This window comes from Nocardia araoensis NBRC 100135 (assembly GCF_000308435.1).
Lineage (GTDB): Bacteria > Actinomycetota > Actinomycetes > Mycobacteriales > Mycobacteriaceae > Nocardia > Nocardia araoensis.
Window position 1 is genome coordinate 1 of sequence record NZ_BAFR01000037.1, and the last position, 18,297, is coordinate 18,297.

At 69.7% G+C, this 18,297-nt stretch carries 18 protein-coding genes and 1 pseudogene; 11 read left to right on the forward strand and 8 right to left on the reverse strand.

Features of this window, described 5'->3' with window-relative positions; all coding sequences use genetic code 11:
- Positions 1 to 486 (reverse strand): maleylpyruvate isomerase N-terminal domain-containing protein (locus tag ON21_RS05590; protein WP_039796293.1); only part of this gene is annotated, 486 nt, incomplete at its 3' end.
- Positions 483 to 944, reverse strand: coding sequence for an HIT family protein (locus tag ON21_RS05595; protein WP_039796294.1), 462 nt, complete (start codon positions 942 to 944; stop codon positions 483 to 485). The genes ON21_RS05595 and ON21_RS05590, both read right to left, overlap by 4 nt.
- A gap of 404 nt (positions 945 to 1,348) precedes the next feature.
- On the opposite strand from ON21_RS05595, the gene ON21_RS05600 reads away from it, so the two are divergent.
- From ON21_RS05600 to ON21_RS39530, 5 genes are all read left to right on the forward strand, one after another.
- Positions 1,349 to 2,536: a Re/Si-specific NAD(P)(+) transhydrogenase subunit alpha gene (locus ON21_RS05600; protein WP_083880410.1), complete on the forward strand. Its 1,188-nt coding sequence runs from the start codon at positions 1,349 to 1,351 to the stop codon at positions 2,534 to 2,536.
- On the forward strand, positions 2,536 to 2,859 hold the full coding sequence (locus ON21_RS05605; protein WP_039796279.1) for an NAD(P) transhydrogenase subunit alpha part 2: 324 nt from the start codon (positions 2,536 to 2,538) through the stop codon (positions 2,857 to 2,859). The genes ON21_RS05600 and ON21_RS05605 overlap by 1 nt, the downstream gene beginning before the upstream one ends.
- Entirely contained in the window at positions 2,859 to 4,289 is a 1,431-nt protein-coding gene (locus ON21_RS05610; RefSeq protein WP_218004044.1) for an NAD(P)(+) transhydrogenase (Re/Si-specific) subunit beta, read from the forward strand. Before ON21_RS05605 ends, ON21_RS05610 begins: the two co-directional genes overlap by 1 nt.
- Positions 4,290 to 4,417: 128 nt before the next feature.
- The gene (locus ON21_RS05615) at positions 4,418 to 5,539 is read left to right on the forward strand and encodes a DUF5925 domain-containing protein (RefSeq protein WP_039796280.1); all 1,122 of its coding nucleotides are present in this window, start codon (positions 4,418 to 4,420) and stop codon (positions 5,537 to 5,539) included.
- A gap of 178 nt (positions 5,540 to 5,717) precedes the next feature.
- Positions 5,718 to 6,467 carry an LppU/SCO3897 family protein gene (locus ON21_RS39530; RefSeq protein WP_157170727.1) on the forward strand — a complete coding sequence of 250 codons (750 nt, stop codon included), beginning with the start codon at positions 5,718 to 5,720 and terminating at the stop codon, positions 6,465 to 6,467.
- 238 nt (positions 6,468 to 6,705) lie between these two features.
- On the opposite strand, the gene ON21_RS05625 is transcribed toward ON21_RS39530, so the two are convergent.
- On the reverse strand, positions 6,706 to 8,157 hold the full coding sequence (locus tag ON21_RS05625; protein ID WP_444543661.1) for an MFS transporter: 1,452 nt from the start codon (positions 8,155 to 8,157) through the stop codon (positions 6,706 to 6,708).
- A gap of 290 nt (positions 8,158 to 8,447) precedes the next feature.
- Here ON21_RS05625 and ON21_RS05630 point away from each other — a divergent pair, with 290 nt between their 5' ends.
- Both ON21_RS05630 and ON21_RS05635 read left to right on the forward strand, forming a co-directional pair.
- Positions 8,448 to 9,401 (forward strand): AraC family transcriptional regulator, encoded by a 954-nt coding sequence (locus ON21_RS05630; RefSeq protein ID WP_039796283.1) that lies wholly within the window; start codon positions 8,448 to 8,450, stop codon positions 9,399 to 9,401.
- Positions 9,398 to 9,820 (forward strand): acyl-CoA thioesterase, encoded by a 423-nt coding sequence (locus ON21_RS05635; protein WP_245562473.1) that lies wholly within the window; start codon positions 9,398 to 9,400, stop codon positions 9,818 to 9,820. The genes ON21_RS05630 and ON21_RS05635 overlap by 4 nt, the downstream gene beginning before the upstream one ends.
- 6 nt (positions 9,821 to 9,826) lie before the next feature.
- Here ON21_RS05635 and ON21_RS05640 read toward each other — a convergent pair whose 3' ends face one another.
- The 3 genes from ON21_RS05640 to pdhA all read right to left on the reverse strand — a co-directional run bounded on the left by ON21_RS05640 (position 9,827) and on the right by pdhA (position 13,415).
- Positions 9,827 to 11,257, reverse strand: coding sequence for a dihydrolipoamide acetyltransferase family protein (locus tag ON21_RS05640; protein ID WP_373281105.1), 1,431 nt, complete (start codon positions 11,255 to 11,257; stop codon positions 9,827 to 9,829).
- A gap of 66 nt (positions 11,258 to 11,323) precedes the next feature.
- The gene (locus tag ON21_RS05645) at positions 11,324 to 12,307 is read right to left on the reverse strand and encodes an alpha-ketoacid dehydrogenase subunit beta (RefSeq protein ID WP_039796286.1); all 984 of its coding nucleotides are present in this window, start codon (positions 12,305 to 12,307) and stop codon (positions 11,324 to 11,326) included.
- 16 nt (positions 12,308 to 12,323) lie between these two features.
- Positions 12,324 to 13,415 (reverse strand): pyruvate dehydrogenase (acetyl-transferring) E1 component subunit alpha, encoded by a 1,092-nt coding sequence (gene pdhA / locus ON21_RS05650; RefSeq protein WP_039796287.1) that lies wholly within the window; start codon positions 13,413 to 13,415, stop codon positions 12,324 to 12,326.
- Between the two features lie 148 nt (positions 13,416 to 13,563).
- Between pdhA and ON21_RS05655 the strand changes: the two genes are divergently transcribed.
- Together ON21_RS05655 and ON21_RS05660 are read left to right on the forward strand one after the other, a co-directional pair.
- Positions 13,564 to 14,055 (forward strand): Lrp/AsnC family transcriptional regulator, encoded by a 492-nt coding sequence (locus ON21_RS05655; protein ID WP_039796288.1) that lies wholly within the window; start codon positions 13,564 to 13,566, stop codon positions 14,053 to 14,055.
- A gap of 158 nt (positions 14,056 to 14,213) precedes the next feature.
- The gene (locus tag ON21_RS05660; protein WP_039796289.1) at positions 14,214 to 15,020 is read left to right on the forward strand and encodes an SDR family oxidoreductase; all 807 of its coding nucleotides are present in this window, start codon (positions 14,214 to 14,216) and stop codon (positions 15,018 to 15,020) included.
- A 4-nt stretch (positions 15,021 to 15,024) separates the two neighbouring features.
- On the opposite strand, the gene ON21_RS05665 is transcribed toward ON21_RS05660, so the two are convergent.
- Positions 15,025 to 16,278, reverse strand: coding sequence for a benzoate/H(+) symporter BenE family transporter (locus ON21_RS05665; RefSeq protein ID WP_051020385.1), 1,254 nt, complete (start codon positions 16,276 to 16,278; stop codon positions 15,025 to 15,027).
- A gap of 174 nt (positions 16,279 to 16,452) precedes the next feature.
- Between ON21_RS05665 and ON21_RS05670 the strand changes: the two genes are divergently transcribed.
- Entirely contained in the window at positions 16,453 to 17,271 is an 819-nt protein-coding gene (locus tag ON21_RS05670) for a sulfurtransferase (protein WP_039796290.1), read from the forward strand.
- 4 nt (positions 17,272 to 17,275) lie between these two features.
- Here ON21_RS05670 and ON21_RS05675 read toward each other — a convergent pair whose 3' ends face one another.
- The gene (locus ON21_RS05675; RefSeq protein WP_039796291.1) at positions 17,276 to 17,638 is read right to left on the reverse strand and encodes a hypothetical protein; all 363 of its coding nucleotides are present in this window, start codon (positions 17,636 to 17,638) and stop codon (positions 17,276 to 17,278) included.
- 149 nt (positions 17,639 to 17,787) lie between these two features.
- Here ON21_RS05675 and ON21_RS05680 point away from each other — a divergent pair.
- A pseudogene (locus ON21_RS05680) lies at positions 17,788 to 18,297 on the forward strand (ATP-dependent helicase); the annotation flags it as partial.

The window sequence follows — 18,297 nt, forward strand, 5'->3', positions numbered from 1 at the left end:
GAGCGCGTCGGCGATGTCGAGTTCGTGCATCCAGCAGTCGAACAACCGCACCCGCATGAACCTGCCGTAGGTCACCTGCCCGATCGGCGAGATCGTCTCCTTCTCCCACTCGGCGTCGCCCATCGCGGCGAGCGCCGCGCGCCTGCGGTCGACGACGTCGCGATAGAGCTCGAGCAGGCGAGCGCCCGGCAGCGGGCGCAGCCGGTCGACCCAGATCTCGTTGAGCACCGCGGTCTCGTTGCGCACGTAGGGCAACGTGCGGACGTCGGTCTTGGCCCTGGTGGGGTCGTGCGCGGGCGGCCGGTCACCCAGCAGCCAGGACTCCGTGCCGATGACGTGGGCGACGATGTCGAACACCGTCCAGCCGGGCAGCGCCGACGGGGTGCGCCACCGCTGCTCGTCCAGGGGAGCGACCAGCGCGTCGATCGCTTCCCATTGGCGCGACAGCAGATCGATCAGCGCGGTGCGATCGAACGTCTCGGTCATCCGTCGATTTCCTTTTCCGGGCCTTCGCCCTCGTTGTCCAATGCCGCGAGGCCGTCCCGGATGGCCGCGGCGGTCGTCACCGGGTCATGGGGGCGCCGCAGCAGGAACCCCTTCGCGAACCGTAGCTTGTCGCCGTGGCTGCGCGGGATCACGTGCAGGTGGACGTGCGGGACGGTCTGGAACGCGGCGGTTCCGTCGTTGAGCACCAAGTTGGCGCCGTCGGCGGCGAGACTGCTGCGCCGGACGGCCAGTGCGAGCCGATGTCCGGTCCGGAAGATCTGCGCGCCGAGTTCGGCGTCGAGTTCTTCCAACTCGGCGGCGTGGCGTTTCGGTATCACCAGCGTGTGCCCGCGGGCGATCGGCCGGACGTCGAGGAACGCACACAGCGCGTCGTCCTCGTATACCTTCGCCGCCGGGGCCTGGCCCGCCACGATGCGGCAGAAGACGCAGTCGTTCACACGCTGGACCATACGGCGTACGAGGCGAGCGGAACACCCCGGAGCGTCGATCGGCATGACGCGCGTCACTGTGCGGCTGTGGGATGGGCGTCTCACCAGGTGGCCAACCTCGAGGTTGGTAACGAACTTCTCTGTACGGTCTTGCCGTGTTCATCTGAGGAGACCACGATCACACAGCGAGAGGTAAACGGTGTACCGCCGCTCGGCGTCCGGCGGCTCGTCCGGTGGCGTCCGGGAACTCCGGCGTATCGGCGCGATTCCTGCGGCGTGTGTGACGGGCATCTCGGCTAGGCTCACCGCGGGCCAGGTACAGTTGCGAGGATTTGGGCGAACTTACTCGACGGTAACATCGTCCGGTCGTCTACCCGTTGCCTGAAGCTCGGTAAGAGAAGGAAGTCTGACAAGTGGAGACAACGCAGAGCGTAGGCGATCCATCGCCGCGCGGCGCGCGTGTCGGTGTCGTCCGCGAATCCAACGCGGGCGAGCGGCGTGTCGCCTTGGTGCCGAAAATCATTCCGAGCCTGTTGAAGCAGGGTGTGGAGGTCGTCGTCGAGTCAGGGGCCGGCAACGGCGCGCTGATTCCTGACGAAGCCTATGTGGAGGCGGGCGCGTCGATCGGTGATCCGTGGTCGGCGGATGTGGTGGTGAAGGTGGCCCCGCCCAGTGACGCCGAGGTGGGCAAGCTGTCGTCGGGACAGACGCTGATCGGCTTCCTCGCCCCGCGCAACGCCGACAATCAGATCGGCGCGCTGAAGTCCGCGGGAGTGCAGGCCTTCGCGGTCGAGGCGATTCCGCGGATCTCGCGTGCGCAGGTGATGGACGCGCTGTCCTCGCAGGCGAATGTGGCGGGCTACAAAGCGGTGTTGCTGGCGGCGTCGGAGTCGACGCGGTTCTTCCCGATGTTGACCACGGCGGCGGGCACGGTGAAGCCGGCGACGGTGCTGGTGCTCGGTGTGGGTGTCGCCGGTCTGCAGGCGTTGGCCACGGCCAAGCGTCTGGGCGGGCGGACCACCGGTTACGACGTGCGGCCCGAGGTGGCCGATCAGGTGCGGTCGGTGGGTGCGCAGTGGCTGGATCTCGGCATCGACGCCGCGGGTGAGGGCGGGTACGCGCGCGAGCTCACCGACGAGGAGAAGGCCGAACAGCAGCAGGCGCTCGAAAACAGCATCAAGGGCTTCGACGTGGTGATCACGACCGCGCTGGTGCCGGGTCGCCCCGCGCCGCGCCTGGTGACGGCCGCTGCGGTGCAGGGCATGAAGCCCGGCAGCGTGATCGTGGACCTGGCCGGTGAGACCGGCGGCAACTGCGAGCTGACCGAGCCGGGACAGACCGTGGTCAAGCACGAGGTGACCATCGCCTCGCCGTTGAATCTGCCCGCCACCATGCCCGAGCACGCCAGCGAGCTGTATTCGAAGAACATCGCTGCGTTGCTGGAGTTGATGCTGGTGGACGGCAAGCTCGCGCCCGATTTCAGCGACCAGGTGCTGGCGGATTCCTGCGTCACCCGCGAGCCGGACGCGCCCGCCGAGGCGCCTGCGGCAGCGGAGTCCGCCGAGGCGGCGGAGACGACCGAGGCGAAGGTGGAGAACTGATGTATACCGAACTGCTGGCGAATATCGCGATCCTGGTTCTGTCCGGGTTCGTCGGTTTCGCCGTGATCTCCAAGGTCCCGAACACGCTGCACACACCGCTGATGTCGGGCACCAACGCCATTCACGGCATCGTGGTGCTCGGTGCGCTGGTCACGCTGGGCAACGTGCAGGATCCGTCGATCCTGACCCAGATCATCCTGTTCGTCGCGGTGGTGTTCGGAACCCTGAACGTCATCGGTGGTTTCGTGGTCACCGACCGCATGCTGGGCATGTTCAAGGGCAAAAAGGCACCGGCCGCTGCCGCGCAGAAGGCGGGTGAATGATGCACACCTTCGACAACGTGACCTATCTGGTCAACGGTCTCTACATCGTGGCGTTCTCGCTGTTCATCTACGGTCTGATGGGTTTGACCGGCCCGAAGACCGCGGTGCGCGGCAACTTGATCGCGGCGGTCGGCATGGTGATCGCGGTGATCGCCACGCTGATCTCGATCCGCCACACCAGCAACTGGATCCTCATCGTCGCCGGTCTGGTGGTCGGCGTCGTGCTGGGCGTGCCCCCGGCGAAGTACACCAAGATGACCGCGATGCCGCAGCTGGTGGCCGCGTTCAACGGTGTCGGCGGCGGCACGGTCGCGCTCATCGCGTGGTCGGAATTCATCAATTCCCAGGGCTTCTCGCACTTCGACGAAGAGCCGACGGTGCACATCGTGATCGGGTCGCTGTTCGCGGCGATCATCGGTTCGGTGTCGTTCTGGGGATCGTTGATCGCGTTCGGCAAGTTGCAGGAGATCCTGCCCGGCCGCCCGATCGGGATCGGCAAGCTGCAGCAACCGTTGAACCTTCTGCTGCTGCTCGGCGCTGTCGCCGCGGCCGTGGGGATCGGCGTCGGCGCCACTGGTGAGGGGGTGTCGCAGCTGTGGATGATCGCCGTGCTGGTGCTCGCGGGTGTGCTCGGGTTGATGGTCGTGCTGCCGATCGGCGGCGCGGACATGCCCGTGGTGATCTCGCTGCTGAACGCGTTGACCGGTCTGTCGGCCGCGGCGGCGGGTCTGGCGTTGAACAACACCGCGATGATCGTGGCGGGCATGATCGTCGGCGCGTCCGGCACCATCCTGACCAACCTGATGGCCAAGGCGATGAACCGGTCCATCCCGGCGATCGTCGCGGGCGGCTTCGGCGGCGGCGGGACCGCGCCCGGCGCCGGTGGCGGTGAGCAGAAGCAGGCCAAGGCCACTTCCGCCGCGGACGCCGCGATCCAGATGGCCTACGCCAACCAGGTGATCGTCGTTCCCGGCTACGGCATGGCGGTCGCCCAGGCGCAGCACGCGGTCAAGGAGATGGCCTCGCTGCTCGAGGCCAAGGGCGTGGAGGTCAAATACGCCATCCACCCGGTCGCCGGCCGCATGCCCGGTCACATGAACGTCCTTCTGGCCGAGGCCGAGGTCTCCTACGACGCGCTCAAGGAAATGGACGACATCAACGGCGAATTCGGCCGCACCGACGTCGCCCTGGTGATCGGCGCCAACGACGTCACCAACCCCGCCGCCCGCGAGGACGCCTCGAGTCCGATCTACGGCATGCCCGTGCTCAACGTCGACCAGGCCAAGTCGGTGATCGTGCTCAAGCGCTCCATGAACAGTGGTTTCGCCGGCATCGACAACCCGCTGTTCTACGCCGACCACACCTCGATGCTGTTCGGCGACGCCAAGAAGTCCGTCGGAGCGGTCACCGAGGAACTGAAGGCGCTGTAGGCGAAGCGTTTCCGCGAAGTGCCCCCTCCACCGATGCGGTGGAGGGGGCACTGTCGTAATTCGATGGACATCGCGCCCGGCCGCCCCGGATCATTCTCGGAGTGTCCGCACGTCATGAGCCTCTTCGGTTGATCGGTCCCGGGGAGCCCTCGGCCGATCCGGCCGAGCGGCTGCCGTGGACCGTCGTAGTCGATTCCACCTACTCCATCCGTGACGCGATCGATGCCCTCGCGCTCGGTCCGTTCCTGCGCGGCGATCATCCGTGCGCGCGCACCGCGCACCTGGAACGAGTGCGGCCGGACGCGCCGCTGCGTCCCGGCCGTGGGCGCGTGGTACGCACCGTGCGCGACAACGACAGCGGGGCCACGCTGGTGGTCGGCACCGGCTGGTCGCTGCGGTCGGTGCGCTGGTCGGGCGGCTCGGCGATGGTCGAGGTCACCGCCGTCACCGACACGCTCGCGGACGAGCTGCTCGCCGAGGCGATCAAGGACGCGGCGGCGCCGCCGGAGGTGGGCGAGACCGTGGAGATGGGCTTCTGGCACATGCACAACCACGGTCCGCAGCGGCGCGCGCGCTCGATCACGGCCCCCGAGTGGTCCTCGATCCGCGGCAACTACGCGGGGCAGGTCGCCACCGCGCTGGATCGCCTGACGTCGCTCACCGCCGCCGACGTACGCGGCAGGCTGGTGCTGTTGCACGGCCCGCCGGGCACCGGGAAGACCACCGCGCTGCGCGCACTGGCACGGGCCTGGGGTGGCTGGTGCCAGCTCGACTGCGTGCTCGATCCCGAGGTGATGTTCGGCAAGCCGGGTTATCTCATGGAGGTGGCCGCGGGAGTCGACAACGCCGACGAGGACGCGCCGCGCTGGCGGATGCTGGTATTGGAGGACTGCGACGAGCTGATTCGCGGGGAAGCGAAGGAAGCGGCCGGGCAGGGACTTTCGCGGTTGCTGAACCTGACCGACGGCATGCTCGGCCAGGGCCGGGACGTGCTCGTCGCCATCACCACCAACGAGGATCTGTCCCGCCTGCATCCGGCGGTGACGCGGCCGGGCCGGTGCCTGGCGCGGATCGAGATCGGGCGGCTGTCCTCCGGGGAGGCGGCGGCTTGGCTGGAGCGGGAGCGGCCGGACGCGGCCACCGCGTTTCCGGACGGCGCGACCTTGGCCGAACTCGTGTCGGTGCGCGACGGCGAGGCACGGATCGACGCCGTCGCCGTGGACGCGGTGAACCCGGGACTGTATCTGTGAGCCTGCCGGAAGGTCTTCGGTGAGCCGAAGCCGTTGCGCCGGTGGGTCGATCCGGCGAGTGGGCGTGGCGAACCGGTTGGTATCCCGCACGGCGGCACTCGCCCCGATCGGCTAGATTCCATGGGTTCGCCCGTCGCTCAGCGCGCACGGAATCACGCGAGACCCGGGGAGGGGATCCATGACCACACCGCCGAATCAACCGTTTCCAGGGCAGCCCGGCTATCCGCAGCAGCCGCCTGCCGGTACGCCGCAGGGCTTTCCGGGGCAGCCGGGCTATCCCGCTCAGCCGCAGGGCTATCCGCAACCCGGATACCCCGCCCAGCCGCAGCCGGGCTATCCGCCGCAGGGTGGTTTCCCGCAGCAGCCGGGCTATTCCGGTGGCGGGTTCCCGCCGCCAGGGCCCCCGCCTCGGCAGAATCGCGGCGGGAGCGGTATCGGCAAGATTCTCGGCATACTCGGCGTGGTCTTGGTGATCGGGCTGCTGGTCGTCGGCGCCCGCACCGTGTTCCGCGGGGACGGGGAGAAGATCGACATCGGTCAGTGCGCGAAGTTGTCGGGCACCACGATCAAGGCCGAGTTCGCGACCAAGGAGTGCTCCGATCCGGAAGCCAACTACGTGGTGGCGCAACGGCTCGACGGCGCGAACGCGGACTGCCCCACCAAGGATTACGCCAGCTACTACCAGACCGGCGGCAACGAGTACACGCTGTGCCTGCGGCTCAACGTCAAGGAGGGCGACTGCATCGACGGCGGTTTCCTCGGCGCCAGCACCAAGGTGGCCTGCGGCTCGACGGCGGACTTCAAGATCGGCCGGATCGTGCGCGGCACCGCGGACAAGTCCGCGTGCGGAGCGAAGGCGACCGAGAACGACACGATCGTCTACCCCAAGCCCGAGCCGATCACCCTGTGCCTGGTGCCGCCCAAGTAGTGAGCGGGAATCATTGGTCTCGTCGCCGATCCGCACTGCTACGTGAGTATCGCGACGCACTTCAGAGTTCCAGCGGTGGCCCGCGTGCTGAGTCCGGACGAGACCTCCGTCGTGCTCGAGAACTACCGGCGCGGTCATCCGCTGGATACCGGAATCTCAGCCGGATCATCGAGGAAGCCACGAGCACGGCGATCGACCGGGTGCCGATGGTCGAGCCGGCCTGGAGTTCGTGATCCGGTCAGCGGGGCGTGGCGACAACGCCCGCGTATACGCAGCACAGCAGGACGGCGATCATCGGCACGACCATCGCCGTGGTCAGCGAGACCACGGCGGTGAGCCAGCCGATGATCGTCGGACCGGCGAGCAAGCCGAGATAGCCGACGCTGAATACCCGCGACATGTCGGTAGCGGCCGTGCGGGAGCCCAGGTTACCCGCCGCGCTGAAGATCTGCGGGACGCCACCGGCTAATCCGAGCCCGGTCATGGCCCAGCCGAGCAGCGTCAGCGGAATCCACGGCGAGACGATGATCACCGCCGAGCCGACGGCCGCGAGGAGCGATCCGTAGCGCACCACCGCGACCCCGCCGAAGACATGGCTCACCCGGTCGGTGCCGAACCGCCCGATCGTCATCGTGGTGGAGAAGGCGCCGAAGGCCAGCGCCGCGGTAGCCGCGTCGGCGTCCAGATGGTCGCGCAGTTGCAACGCGCTCCAGTCGGCGGCCACGCCTTCGGCCAGGAGCAGGGCGAACGCTAAAACGGCCAGCGCCAGTACCTTTCGGTTGCGAGCGCGGGCATCGAGCGTCGTGGCGGGGCCGCGCCGCACTTGGTCACGGGCGGGGAGGTCCAGCGGCTGTGCGAGGGGCGCGGCCTCGGAGCCGCTCGGCGTGACGTCGTGGCCGGAGTAACCGCCCTCCCGCCGCGGCCGGGTCGCGTCGTGGTCCAGTGGCGCGTCCAGGGCGCTCAGGTGGACGGACGCGACGTCATCGAACTCCGGCGTTTCCGCCTCGGATGGGGTCTCCCGCAGCAACCGCGGCACCAGTGCGAGGGTCAGGGCGATACCGGCCGCCGCGGCGACGACCAGGGTCACCCGCACATCCGAGCCCGCCCGCAGCGCGGCGGCTCCGAGCAGGGAACCGAGCAGGCCGCCGCCGGAGAACAACGCGTGGAACGCGGCCATGATCGGACGCCGATAGGCCCGTTCCACATGCACCGCTTGGGTGTTCATCGAGACGTCCAGCGCTCCATTGCCGAAACCGAAGCAGGCCAACGCGAGCGCCAAGGTCAACGGCCCGGTGGCGAAGCCGGGGCCGACCACCGCGACCGACCCGAAGCACGCCGCGGCCGCGACCAGCGTCCTGCTGCCGAACCGATCGGCGAGCGGTCCCGCCAGCCGCATCCCGACGATGCCCGCACCGGACATCAGCAGGATGAACATGCCCAGTGTCGATTCGGAGACCCCCGTGCGGTCGGTGACGACCGGAATGTGCACCACCCACATGGCGAGCAGGAAGCCGTTCAACGCGAAAACCGTGAACACCGCGGCGCGCGCCACGCGGGACTGACGATCGACCGTCGGGCTCAACACCATTTCGACGGTACCGAGAAAACCGCCACCGCGACCGGCCTCGCCCGCGGAACCGGCCCAGGGCGCCGTTGACCTGGTCGTGCGGCCGTGCGGGGCGCTCGACATTGCGCGTCACGTCCGCGAGCGAGTCCTTTGCACAATGTGAAACGCGTCACGCGGGCGGGGCATTCCGGATTCCGGTGGTTTCCCTGACGAGTAGGTGCGATCCTTCGGACTCCGGCCAGGCGCGCGCCGTCACGCTATCGGCGTGCTCCGCGTTGCGGCCGTCGAGCACGGTGCTGACTGACCAGGTCCGGAAGCCGACCCACGAATGCACGGCTGCTCGGAGGCGGTCACGCCGAGACGGAGCATTGCGCAACGACTCGTGATCATGCGTGATCGTCTACCGTGGAGGGGTGGATGCGCTCGCCAGTCTGCTCGAAGGCCCTCGCGCTCGCGGCGCGTTCCTGATGTGTTCGCTGCTGGATCCGCCGTGGTCGCTGCGCATCCAGGACGAGGCCCCGCTGACCGTGCTGTCGATGATCCGCGGCGGCGCGTGGATCGTCACCGACGAGGGCGCGTCGCGACAAATCGGCGCGGGTGACGTCGCGATCTTCCGCGGACCCGCCCCGTACACGGTGGCCGACGACCCGGCGACCGAACCGCAGATCATCATTCATCCCGGCCAGGTGACGAAGACGCCGCAGGGCGAAATCCTCTGCGAGACATTGAGTCTGGGCGTCCGGCAGTGGGGAACCGATCCGGATGGAGCCACCCTGATGGTCACCGGAACCTACGAGTCCGCGGGCGCGGCCAGCCGACGCCTGTTGCGAGCCCTCCCGCCGGTGCTGCTGTTGCGGCGCGGCGAGTTCGACAGCCGGGTGCTCGACCTGCTGGTCGACGAGGTGACCAAGGACGAGCCCGCGCAGAGCGCGGTGCTGGACCGCCTGCTGGATCTGCTGCTGATCGCCGCGCTGCGCGCCTGGTTCGCCCGCAACGACGCGCCCGCCTGGTACCACGCCTACGGCGACCCGCTGGTGGGCAAGGCCCTGCGCCTGTTGCAGCACAATCCGGCGCACGGGTGGACGGTCGCGGGCCTGGCCGAGGCGGTGGGGGTGTCGCGGGCCGCGCTGGCGCGCCGGTTCACCGATCTGGTGGGCGAACCGCCGATGGCGTTCCTCACCGAATGGCGGCTGGCGCTCGCCGCCGACCTGCTGCAGGAATCCGATGCCACCATCGAGGCCATCGCCCGCCAGGTCGGATACGGCAGCGCCTTCGCGCTGAGCACCGCGTTCAAACGGCACTTCGGCGTCTCCCCGCGCGACCACCGGCTGGGCGTGGCGCCCGCTGAGCTATCGTCGGCCGGGTGACGCAGCAGTATCCGGTGCTCTGGCCGGTGCCGACCCGATGGGCCGACAACGACCACTACGGGCACGTGAACAACGTGACCTACTACTCGTACTTCGACACCGCGGTCAACGCGTGGTTGATGCACGCCACCGGAACCGACATCCGCGACCTGCCCGCGCTCGGCGTGGTGGCGCAGACCTCCTGCCAGTACCTCGGCTCGATCAGCTTCCCGGACCAGTTGCAGGTCGGTCTGCGCATCTCCCGGCTCGGCCGCTCCAGCATCACCTACGATCTGGCCATCTTCCGCGAGGCCGACGGCGCGCTGGAACTGGCCGCGACCGGCGTGTTCGTGCACGTCTACGTGGACGCCGAGACCCGCAAGCCGGTCGAGATCCCGGAGGTCATCCGCACCGCCGCGGCGGCGCTGGTCACGGATTGACCGCCGTTACACGCGGCTGAGCAGGGTGAGCGGGTCCTCCAGGAATCCCGCGACGGTGGCCAGGAAGCGGGCGGCGAGCTCGCCGTCGACCATGCGATGGTCGAAGCTGACGCCCAAGGTGGTCACCCACCGGACCGCGATCTCGTCGCGCACCACCCACGGCCGCTTGCGAATCGAGCCGAGACACAGGATCGCGGCCTCGCCCGGATTGACCAGCGGAACTCCGGCGTCCACGCCGAAGACACCGACGTTGGTGATGGTGAACGTGCCGCCGCGCAGCTCGGCCGGCGTCGCGCCGCCCGCGCGCGCGGTATCGGCCAGCCAGCCGATCTCGCGGGTCAGGTCGCGCAGGCTCAGTGTCTGCGCCTCTTTGATGTTCGGAACCAGCAGCCCGCGCTCGGTGGCCACCGCGATGCCCAGGTTGACGTAGTGCTTGGTGACGATCTCCCCAGCGGCTTCGTCCCAGCACACGTTCATGCCGGGGAAGTCGGCGAGCGCGACCAGCGCCGCCTCGGCGACCAGCGCGAGCGGCGTCAGGGCCAAGCCCGCGAACGATTTCGTGCTGCGCAGATGGTCGAGTAGCTCCATCGAGGCGGTGCAGTCCGCGGTGACGAACGTGCTGGCCTGCGGGATGGTGCGCGCGCTGGTCAGCATGGCCGCGGCGGTGCGTTTGCGGATGCCGCTGATCGGGGTGCGCTCCTCGCGGGCGGACGGGCGGCCTGCTCTGGCCTCCGCGGCGGCAGGCGTAGTGGCAGGGCGCGGCTGCGAGACGGGCACCGCGCCGCGCACGTCCTCGACGGTGACCGCGCCGCCGGGGCCGGAACCAGCGATGAACCACAGGTCGAGGCCCAGTTCGCGGGCCAGTTTCCGCGCGGCGGGTGTCGCCGCCGCGCGCGTCGCGCCGAGCGCGGTGTCCGGTCGCCGTTCGTCCTCGCTCATGCTGTCCACGCCGTCGGACCGGAGAGCGTCGGGCTGCGCCGCTCCGTCCGCTTCGTCGGGCCGGAGAACGCCGGGCTCCGCTGCTCGGCTGTCCGCGTCGTCGGTCCGGGAAACGCCGGGCTGCGCCACTCGGCTGTCCGCGTCGTGAGGCCGCGAAACGCCGGGCTGCGCAGGAGGACGTCGCCGGGACGTCGCCTCCGCTTCAGGGCCGTAGCCGACCAGGACCGAAGTGCGGCCCGTTTCGTCAGCCGTCTCTTCCGCACCGGCTGTTCGTATGCGAATGAGCGGCGATCCGACCGCGACGGTGTCCCCGGGCCGCGCCAGCAATTCGACCACCCGGCCCGCGAACGGCGACGGCAGCGAGACGACCGCCTTGGCCGTCTCCACATCGGCGATCTCCTGGTTCAGCTCCACCGTGTCGCCCACGTCCACCGCCCACGACACCAGTTCGGCGTCGGTCAGCCCTTCGCCGAGATCCGGCAGCCGGAATTCCAGCACGGACGTCGAAAGACCCTGGCCGACAGAGTTTTCCACGCGGCACCTCTCACTACGGCGAGCCCCGCCTCATGCGGCGAGGGAACGGTCGACCGCGTCGAGAATGCGGTCGGGGTCGGGCAGGTGGTGCTTCTCGAGCTTAGCCGGGGGGTAGGGGATGTCGAATCCGCCGACGCGCAGCACGGGCGCCTCCAGGTGATAGAAGCAGCGCTCCGTGATCCGGGCGGCGATCTCGGCGCCGAGCCCGGCGAATACCGGCGCCTCGTGCGTGACGATCAGCCGCCCGGTCTTCGCGACCGACTCCTCGACGGTGTCGAAGTCGATCGGCGAGAGACTGCGCAGGTCGATCACCTCGAGCGCGTGTCCTTCCCCCGCGGCGATCTTGGCGGCCGTCAGCGCGGTCGCCACGGTTGCGCCGTAGGCGACGACGGTCGCGTCCGTACCGGTGGTGCACACCCGCGCACGATCCAGCGGCAGGCCGCCGTCGCGGTCGAGCGCGGCGAAATCGACGTCGGCCTTGTCCCAGTACCTGCGTTTGGGTTCGAAGAAGATCACCGGGTCGTCCAGCGCGATCGCGGCGCGGATCATCGAGTACGCGTCCGCCGGGTTGCTCGGCGTCACGACCCGCAACCCGGCGGTGTGCGCGAAATAGGCCTCGGGTGATTCGGAGTGGTGCTCGACCGAACCGATGCCGCCGCCGAACGGGATACGAATCGTCAGCGGCGCGTTGACCTTTCCCTGGGTGCGGTAGTTGATCTTGGCCACGTGCGAGACGATCTGGTCGAACGCGGGATAGACGAATCCGTCGAACTGGATCTCGCACACCGGCCGGTAGCCGCGCAGCGCCATGCCGAAAGCCGTTCCGATGATGCCGGATTCGGCCAGCGGCGTGTCGATGACGCGGTTGTCGCCGAAGTCCTTCTGCAACGTGTCGGTCACCCGGAACACGCCGCCGAGGCGGCCGATGTCCTCGCCCATCAGCAGGACCTTCGGATCGTCCTCCAGGGCACGGCGCAGGCCGGTGTTGAGCGCGGCGGCGAAGGTGGTGATCATCGCGGACTCCTTCTCCTCATGCGCGGGACCCGCCGGGATCGCCGGCCAGGTACTCCGCGTACGCCCTCCGCTGTTCGGTGATCAGCGGGTGGGGGGTGGTGTAGACGTGGTCGAACAGCTCGCTCGGCGCGGGATCGGGCATGTCGATGGTCGCGCGGCGCACCGCCGCGGCCACCGCGTCCGACCGCTCGGCGACCTGCCGGTCGAACGCGTCGTCCCAGTGGCCCTCGCGCTCGAGCAACCTGCGGATCCGGTCGATCGGATCGCGCCGCGCCCACTGCTCGGTCTCGGCGGCCGAACGGTAGCGGGTGGGATCGTCCGCCGTGGTGTGCGGCCCCATCCGGTAGGTGAGCGCCTCGATGAACGAAGGGCCTCCGCCTGCGCGCGCCCTCGCGATCGCCTGCCTGGTCACGGCGAGGACGGCGAGCACGTCGTTGCCGTCGACCTGCCTGCCCGGCATGCCGTAGCCGTGCGCGCGGCGGGCGATCGGCGTCGCGCTCTGCACCCGCACCGGCGCGCTGATCGCCCACTGGTTGTTCTGGCAGAAGAACACCACGGGTGCGCTCCAGGTCGCGGCGAAGCCGAGCGCTTCGGCCAGATCGCCCTGGCTGCTGGCGCCGTCGCCGAAGTACGCGATGGTGGCGATCTCCGCGCCGTCCATGTGCGCCGCGAACGCGTAGCCGGTGGCGTGCAGACCCTGGGAGCCGACGACGATGTTCGGGTTGGTCATGTTCACCGCGTGGGGATCCCAGCAATGGTGGGCGGCTCCGCGCCACAGCCGGGTGAGGTCGGTGGGCGGCACGCCACGGCAATAGGCGACCGCCGTCTCGCGATAGCTACAGAACACGTAGTCGTCGGGATGCAGCGCGTGCGCGGAGCCCACCTGGGCGGCCTCCTGCCCGAGCATGGGCGCCCACAGCCCCAGCTGGCCCTGCCGTTGCAGCGCGGTGGCTTCGAGATCGATCCGGCGGGCGACCACCATGTCCTCGTACAGCGCCCGCACCTGCTCCGGCCCGATGTCGGCGACCAGCGCGGCGTGCTCGCGATCGAGGACCCGGCGGCCGTCCGGCTGCACCAACTGCACCGGATATTCGGATTTGCCCGGCATGAGTGATCGCCTCCTCGCCAGGTGTGCGGCAGGTCGGATTGTGTCCTATCTCACAGCATCCACTCGAATGCGAACTGCGCAAGTGGTCCGCCGGAGGATGGGCAGAATGCTCAATTGCGACCGGCGTGGTGGTGTCATACTGCGTGGTATGACCAGAGAAAACGTCGGCGTGAGCCTGGACGCCACCGACGCCAGGCTGTTATTGGAACTGGTCGCCAATCCCCGGGCGACGGGTGTCGAGCTGGCCACGCGGCTCGGCCTGTCCCGCAACACCGTGCAGGCCCGGTTGTCCCGCTGGGAGGCCGGGGGCGTGCTCGGCAGCTTCGAACGGCGCGTCGAGCCGCGCGCGCTCGGCTATCCGCTCGCGGCGTTCGTGGCGGTCGTCGTCGACCAGCACCAACTGGATTCGGTGGTGGACGAACTCGCCGAGGTGCCCGAGGTGACCGAGGTGTGCGGCATGACCGGACTCACCGATCTCACCGTGCGGGTGGTCGCGCGGGACGCCGACGACCTGTATCGCATCGCCGGGCAGATCCTCAAGATCCCCGGCGTCGAGCGGACGAACATGGCGCTGGTGATGCGTGAGCTGGTCGGTCCGCGCACCGCCCCGCTGCTGGACCGCCTGGCGAATTCGGGCTGAACGCTGCTGACCTCGCCCGCGTTCCACGATGGCGGCTCGACGCAGGACGGAACGACGGTGATCGTCATGGTGGCGGAGTGCCGCCTGCATCCGCGGCTCTACCAGGTGGTCGCGGACTTCCCGGCGGCAGGCCGGTGATCTCCCGCTAGGGTGCGGGAATGGAGATTTCGGGCAAAGTTGCCATTGTCACGGGGGCGGGTGCGGGGATCGGTGCGGCATTGGCCGCTCGGCTCGTCGCCGCCGGCGCGCGTGTGGTGCTCGCCGACCTCGACGGTGCGAGCGCGGCGCGGGTCGCGGAGTCTCTCGGGGCGGACGCGGTCGCCGTCGGCGGAGACGTGGCCGACGAGACGGTGATCCGCACGTTGATCGATCGCGCCGAGGCGGAGTTCGGGCCGGTGGACCTGTACTTCGCCAACGCGGGCATCGGCGGCGGCGCGGGGCTGGACAGCACCGACGAGCAGTGGGCGGCGGCGCTCGAGGTCAATGTGATGGCGCACGTCCGCGCCGCGCGGCTGCTCGTGCCGGGCTGGCTGGCCCGTGGCAGTGGCTATTTCGTCGGCACGGCGTCGGCGGCGGGACTGCTCACCCAGCTCGGTTCGGCCCCTTACGCGGTGTCCAAGCACGCGGCTGTCGGTTTCGCGGAATGGCTGTCGGTCACCTACGGCGACCAGGGAGTGCGGGTGAGTTGCGTATGCCCGATGGGTGTGGATACGCGGCTGCTGCGCGGCGGACTCGTCCCGCCGGAGCACGCCGCCGAGGCGGAACTGGCGGTGAAGGCCGTCACCAGCGCGGGCGCGGTGCTGTCCCCGGAGGAGGTCGCCGAAATCGTGCTCGCCGGGGTGGCCGACGAGCACTTCCTGATCCTGCCGCACCCCGAGGTGCTGAAGATGTACCGCCACAAGGGCTCCGACTACGACCGCTGGATCGACGGCATGCGCCGCTTCCAGGGCGCGCTCCGGGCATAAGCGGCTACCTCGCCTTCGCTCGGTCCGGCGCGGGCTGAGGACGGACTACGTCCGGCTGACGCAACACCCTGCGCACCACGAGCCCGGCGAGCAGCGCCCAGAAGGCGGCGCCGATGCCTGCGAAGCCGACTCCCGAGGCGGCGATCAGGAAGGTCACGACGGCGGCCTCGCGGTGTTCGGAGCGCAGCGCCGCCCCGAGTGCCGCGGCCAGGGTCGCCAGCAGGGCCAGGCCTGCGACGCTTTCCAGTGTTCCGGCCGGAGCGGCCGCGATCAGCGTGACCAGGGCGGCCGAGCCCAGTGCGAGCAGCAGGTACGCCACGCCCCCGGTGAACGCGGCGATCCACCGCCGCTTCGGGTCCGGGTGCGCCGTGGGAGCCGCCGCGAGCGCGGCGCTGATGGCGGCGAGATTGATCGCGTGCCCGCCGGCTGACGCGCCGATCACGGTGCCCAGGCCGGTGACGGTCATCGCCGCGCGCCAGGGCACCCGGTAGTCGAACGAGGCCAGCACCGTGGTGCCAGGGATGTTCTGCGAGGCCATGGTCACGATGTAGAGCGGGATCGCGACACCGATCACGGCCTGCCAGCTCCACTGCGGCAGCGTGAATTCCAGATGCGGGACCATCGCGCCGACGTCGAGGTGCCGGTGCGCGACCGCGATGCTGACCGCGGCGCCGACCGCCGCGGTGACGAACGCCGCGATCACCGCCCAGCGCTGGGCATATCGTTGCAGCACGAGCCAGACCAGGACCACCGGCGCCACCACCGCCGGACTGGTCTGCACCGCACGCACCGGCGCCAGGCACAACGGCAGCAACACCCCCGCCAGCATGGCCTGCGCGATATCCACCGGGATCGCCGCGACCAGCGCGCCCAGCCGCTGCCATAGTCCGGTGACCACGATCAGCACTCCCGTCACGACGAACGCCCCGATCGCCGCGGGCCAGCCGCCCGCCACCGCGCCCGTCCCGGCCAGCAGCGCCGCGCCCGGCGTGGACCAGGCCAGGGTGATCGGTATGCGGTAGCGGTAGCTCAGCGCCATCATGCCGATCGCCTGTGTGAGGCACAGCGCGAGCAGACCCGAGGCGGCTTGCGCCGGGGATGCTCCCACCGCGGTCAATCCGCTCAGCACCACGGCGAACGAGCTGGTGAATCCGACCAGCGCCGTCACCGCGCCCGCACCGAGCGGCGTGGCCAACCCGGTCCGCGATCGTTCTCGCTCCGGCGTCGCGGTGGTCTCGGTGAGGGATGAGTTCGACACCGATCGGATATTGCCGCTGGTCACGAGGGCGTGTCGCCTGCCAGTGCCCCGAAACTGGCCTGACTCGAGCCGGTGGGCAGCACGCGGCGGGAGAGTTGCGCCACATCCGCACATTCGGATGCGTAGGGTGGGGGAGTCGGTGCGCGAGGACGCGATTCGGGACGAGGAGCTGAGTTGAGCGCGGTACTGATCTCACCGGAGGAGCTTCGGCAAGCGTTGGCGGACAAGCGGCTTCGCCTACTGGATGTGCGATGGGCGCTGGGCGATCCGGACGGGCCGCAGCACTATCTCGCGGGCCACATCCCCGGCGCGGTGTTCGTCGATCTGGAAACCGAGCTGTCCGCGCCGCCCTCACCGGCGCGCGGCAGGCATCCGCTGCCGGAGCCCGCGCAACTGGAGAAGTGCGCGCGCAGCTGGGGCCTGTGCGAGGGCGACCCGGTGGTCGTCTACGACGCCACCGGCGGCATGGCCGCGGCCCGCGCCTGGTGGTTGCTGCGCTGGGCGGGTGTCGCCGACGTGCGCATTCTCGACGGCGGGCTGCCCGCCTGGATCGAGGCGGGCGGGGCCGTCGCGACCGGCGCCGAGCCCGACCCGGAGCCGGGCGATGTCGAACTGCGTCCCGGTCAGCTGCCCGTGATCGACGCGGACGCGACGGCTCGCTGGAAGGGCGTGCTGCTGGATGCCAGGGCGAGCGAGCGTTATCGCGGCGACGTCGAGCCGATCGACCCCCGCGCCGGGCACATCCCCGGCGCGCTGAGCGCTCCGACCGCCGACAATCTCGACGCGGGCGGTCGCTTCCGCGCCGTGGCGGAACTGCGCGACCGCTTCGCCGGTTTCGGATCCGGGCCGGTGGCCGTGTACTGCGGCTCCGGTGTGACGGCGGCGCACCAAGTCGCGGCGCTCGCCATCGCGGGCGTGGAGGCGGCCTTGTATCCAGGGTCGTGGTCGCAGTGGTCGAACGATCCGAAACGGCCGGTCGCGACCGGTAGCTGACGCCTTACAGCCAGGCCCGGGCCAGGAGGTCGTCGTCGACGACCTCACTCGCTCGCGGTGGGAACCGGGTGGCCGCGATCGACTCGATATGCGTCCCGTCGTGCCCGATCACCCAGGAGCCGCCCTGCTCCTCGCATTCGGCGATCTTCGCGAAGGTGGTGAGCAGGAACGTGATCGCCTCGCGTGGATCGGTGGTGCGGGCCAGCCGCTGGGATTCACCGGGTCGCGACAGGTCCAGCCACACGCCGCACTGCCCGTCGAGCCGCATGCCGACGATCTTGTCGGCATGCACGAAGGTGAATTTGCGCCGTTCCCACGTGGTCGTCGGGGTGAAGCTCTGCTCGAGAACCTGGAGCAGAATCGTCATGCTGCTTCCTCCGCTTCCTTGACACCAAGCTGCGGTTGTTCTGCGATGACCTGCGGATATTCCAGTATGTGCCGGTTGGACGCAGAAATCCACAACGGTCGGGGCACGGTCTGCGCGGCCGTGTCGTACCCGCCTGCTTGGATGGGGTGATGCTGCACGGACTGTGGTCGCCGGGTTCCGGGTTGCTGCTCTGGCAGGACTCGTCGGCCGCCACGACGTCCGCCGAGCTTCCGGATCCGCTGGGCAGCGTGCTGCGGGCGTCGAAATTCCGGCACCGGGCCGAGGTCTTGGTGGTCGAGCACGGGATCGCGGGCACCGAGCAGGTCCGCGCGCACGCGCTGGCCCCGGTCGCGGCGGCGGAAGCCCTCCGGCAGCGGTTGCCCCCCGACCTGGTGTCAGGGGATCTGCGGTACCTGGCGCATGTCGCCCGCGGCATCGAACGCTGGGTGCGCGCCGGGCGTGTCGTGCCGGACCTGCGCAGGGAGGACGGCCAGTGGTGGGTGCGCTGGCGGCTGGTCGGCGGGGAGCGGCAACGGGCCTGGCTGGCCGAACTCGCGGTCGCCATGCCGGAGGCGCTGCGCGTGGCCGGGCGTCCGGCGGCGCTGCTGGAGGATCTGGTCACCGAACTCACCGATCCGATCGCGCGGTCACTGGCCGAA

Excerpts from the sequence above, each read along its gene's own strand:
- ON21_RS05605 (WP_039796279.1), top strand. The coding sequence starts at position 2,536 with ATGTATACCGAACTGCTGGCGAATATCGCGATCCTGGTTCTGTCCGGG.
- ON21_RS05610 (WP_218004044.1), top strand. The coding sequence starts at position 2,859 with ATGCACACCTTCGACAACGTGACCTATCTGGTCAACGGTCTCTACATC.
- ON21_RS39530 (WP_157170727.1), top strand. The coding sequence starts at position 5,718 with ATGACCACACCGCCGAATCAACCGTTTCCAGGGCAGCCCGGCTATCCG.
- ON21_RS05625 (WP_444543661.1), bottom strand. The coding sequence starts at position 8,157 with ATGTCGAGCGCCCCGCACGGCCGCACGACCAGGTCAACGGCGCCCTGG.
- ON21_RS05645 (WP_039796286.1), bottom strand. The coding sequence starts at position 12,307 with ATGATCACCACCTTCGCCGCCGCGCTCAACACCGGCCTGCGCCGTGCC.
- pdhA (WP_039796287.1), bottom strand. The coding sequence starts at position 13,415 with ATGCCGGGCAAATCCGAATATCCGGTGCAGTTGGTGCAGCCGGACGGC.
- ON21_RS05655 (WP_039796288.1), top strand. The coding sequence starts at position 13,564 with ATGACCAGAGAAAACGTCGGCGTGAGCCTGGACGCCACCGACGCCAGG.
- ON21_RS05660 (WP_039796289.1), top strand. The coding sequence starts at position 14,214 with ATGGAGATTTCGGGCAAAGTTGCCATTGTCACGGGGGCGGGTGCGGGG.
- ON21_RS05675 (WP_039796291.1), bottom strand. The coding sequence starts at position 17,638 with ATGACGATTCTGCTCCAGGTTCTCGAGCAGAGCTTCACCCCGACGACC.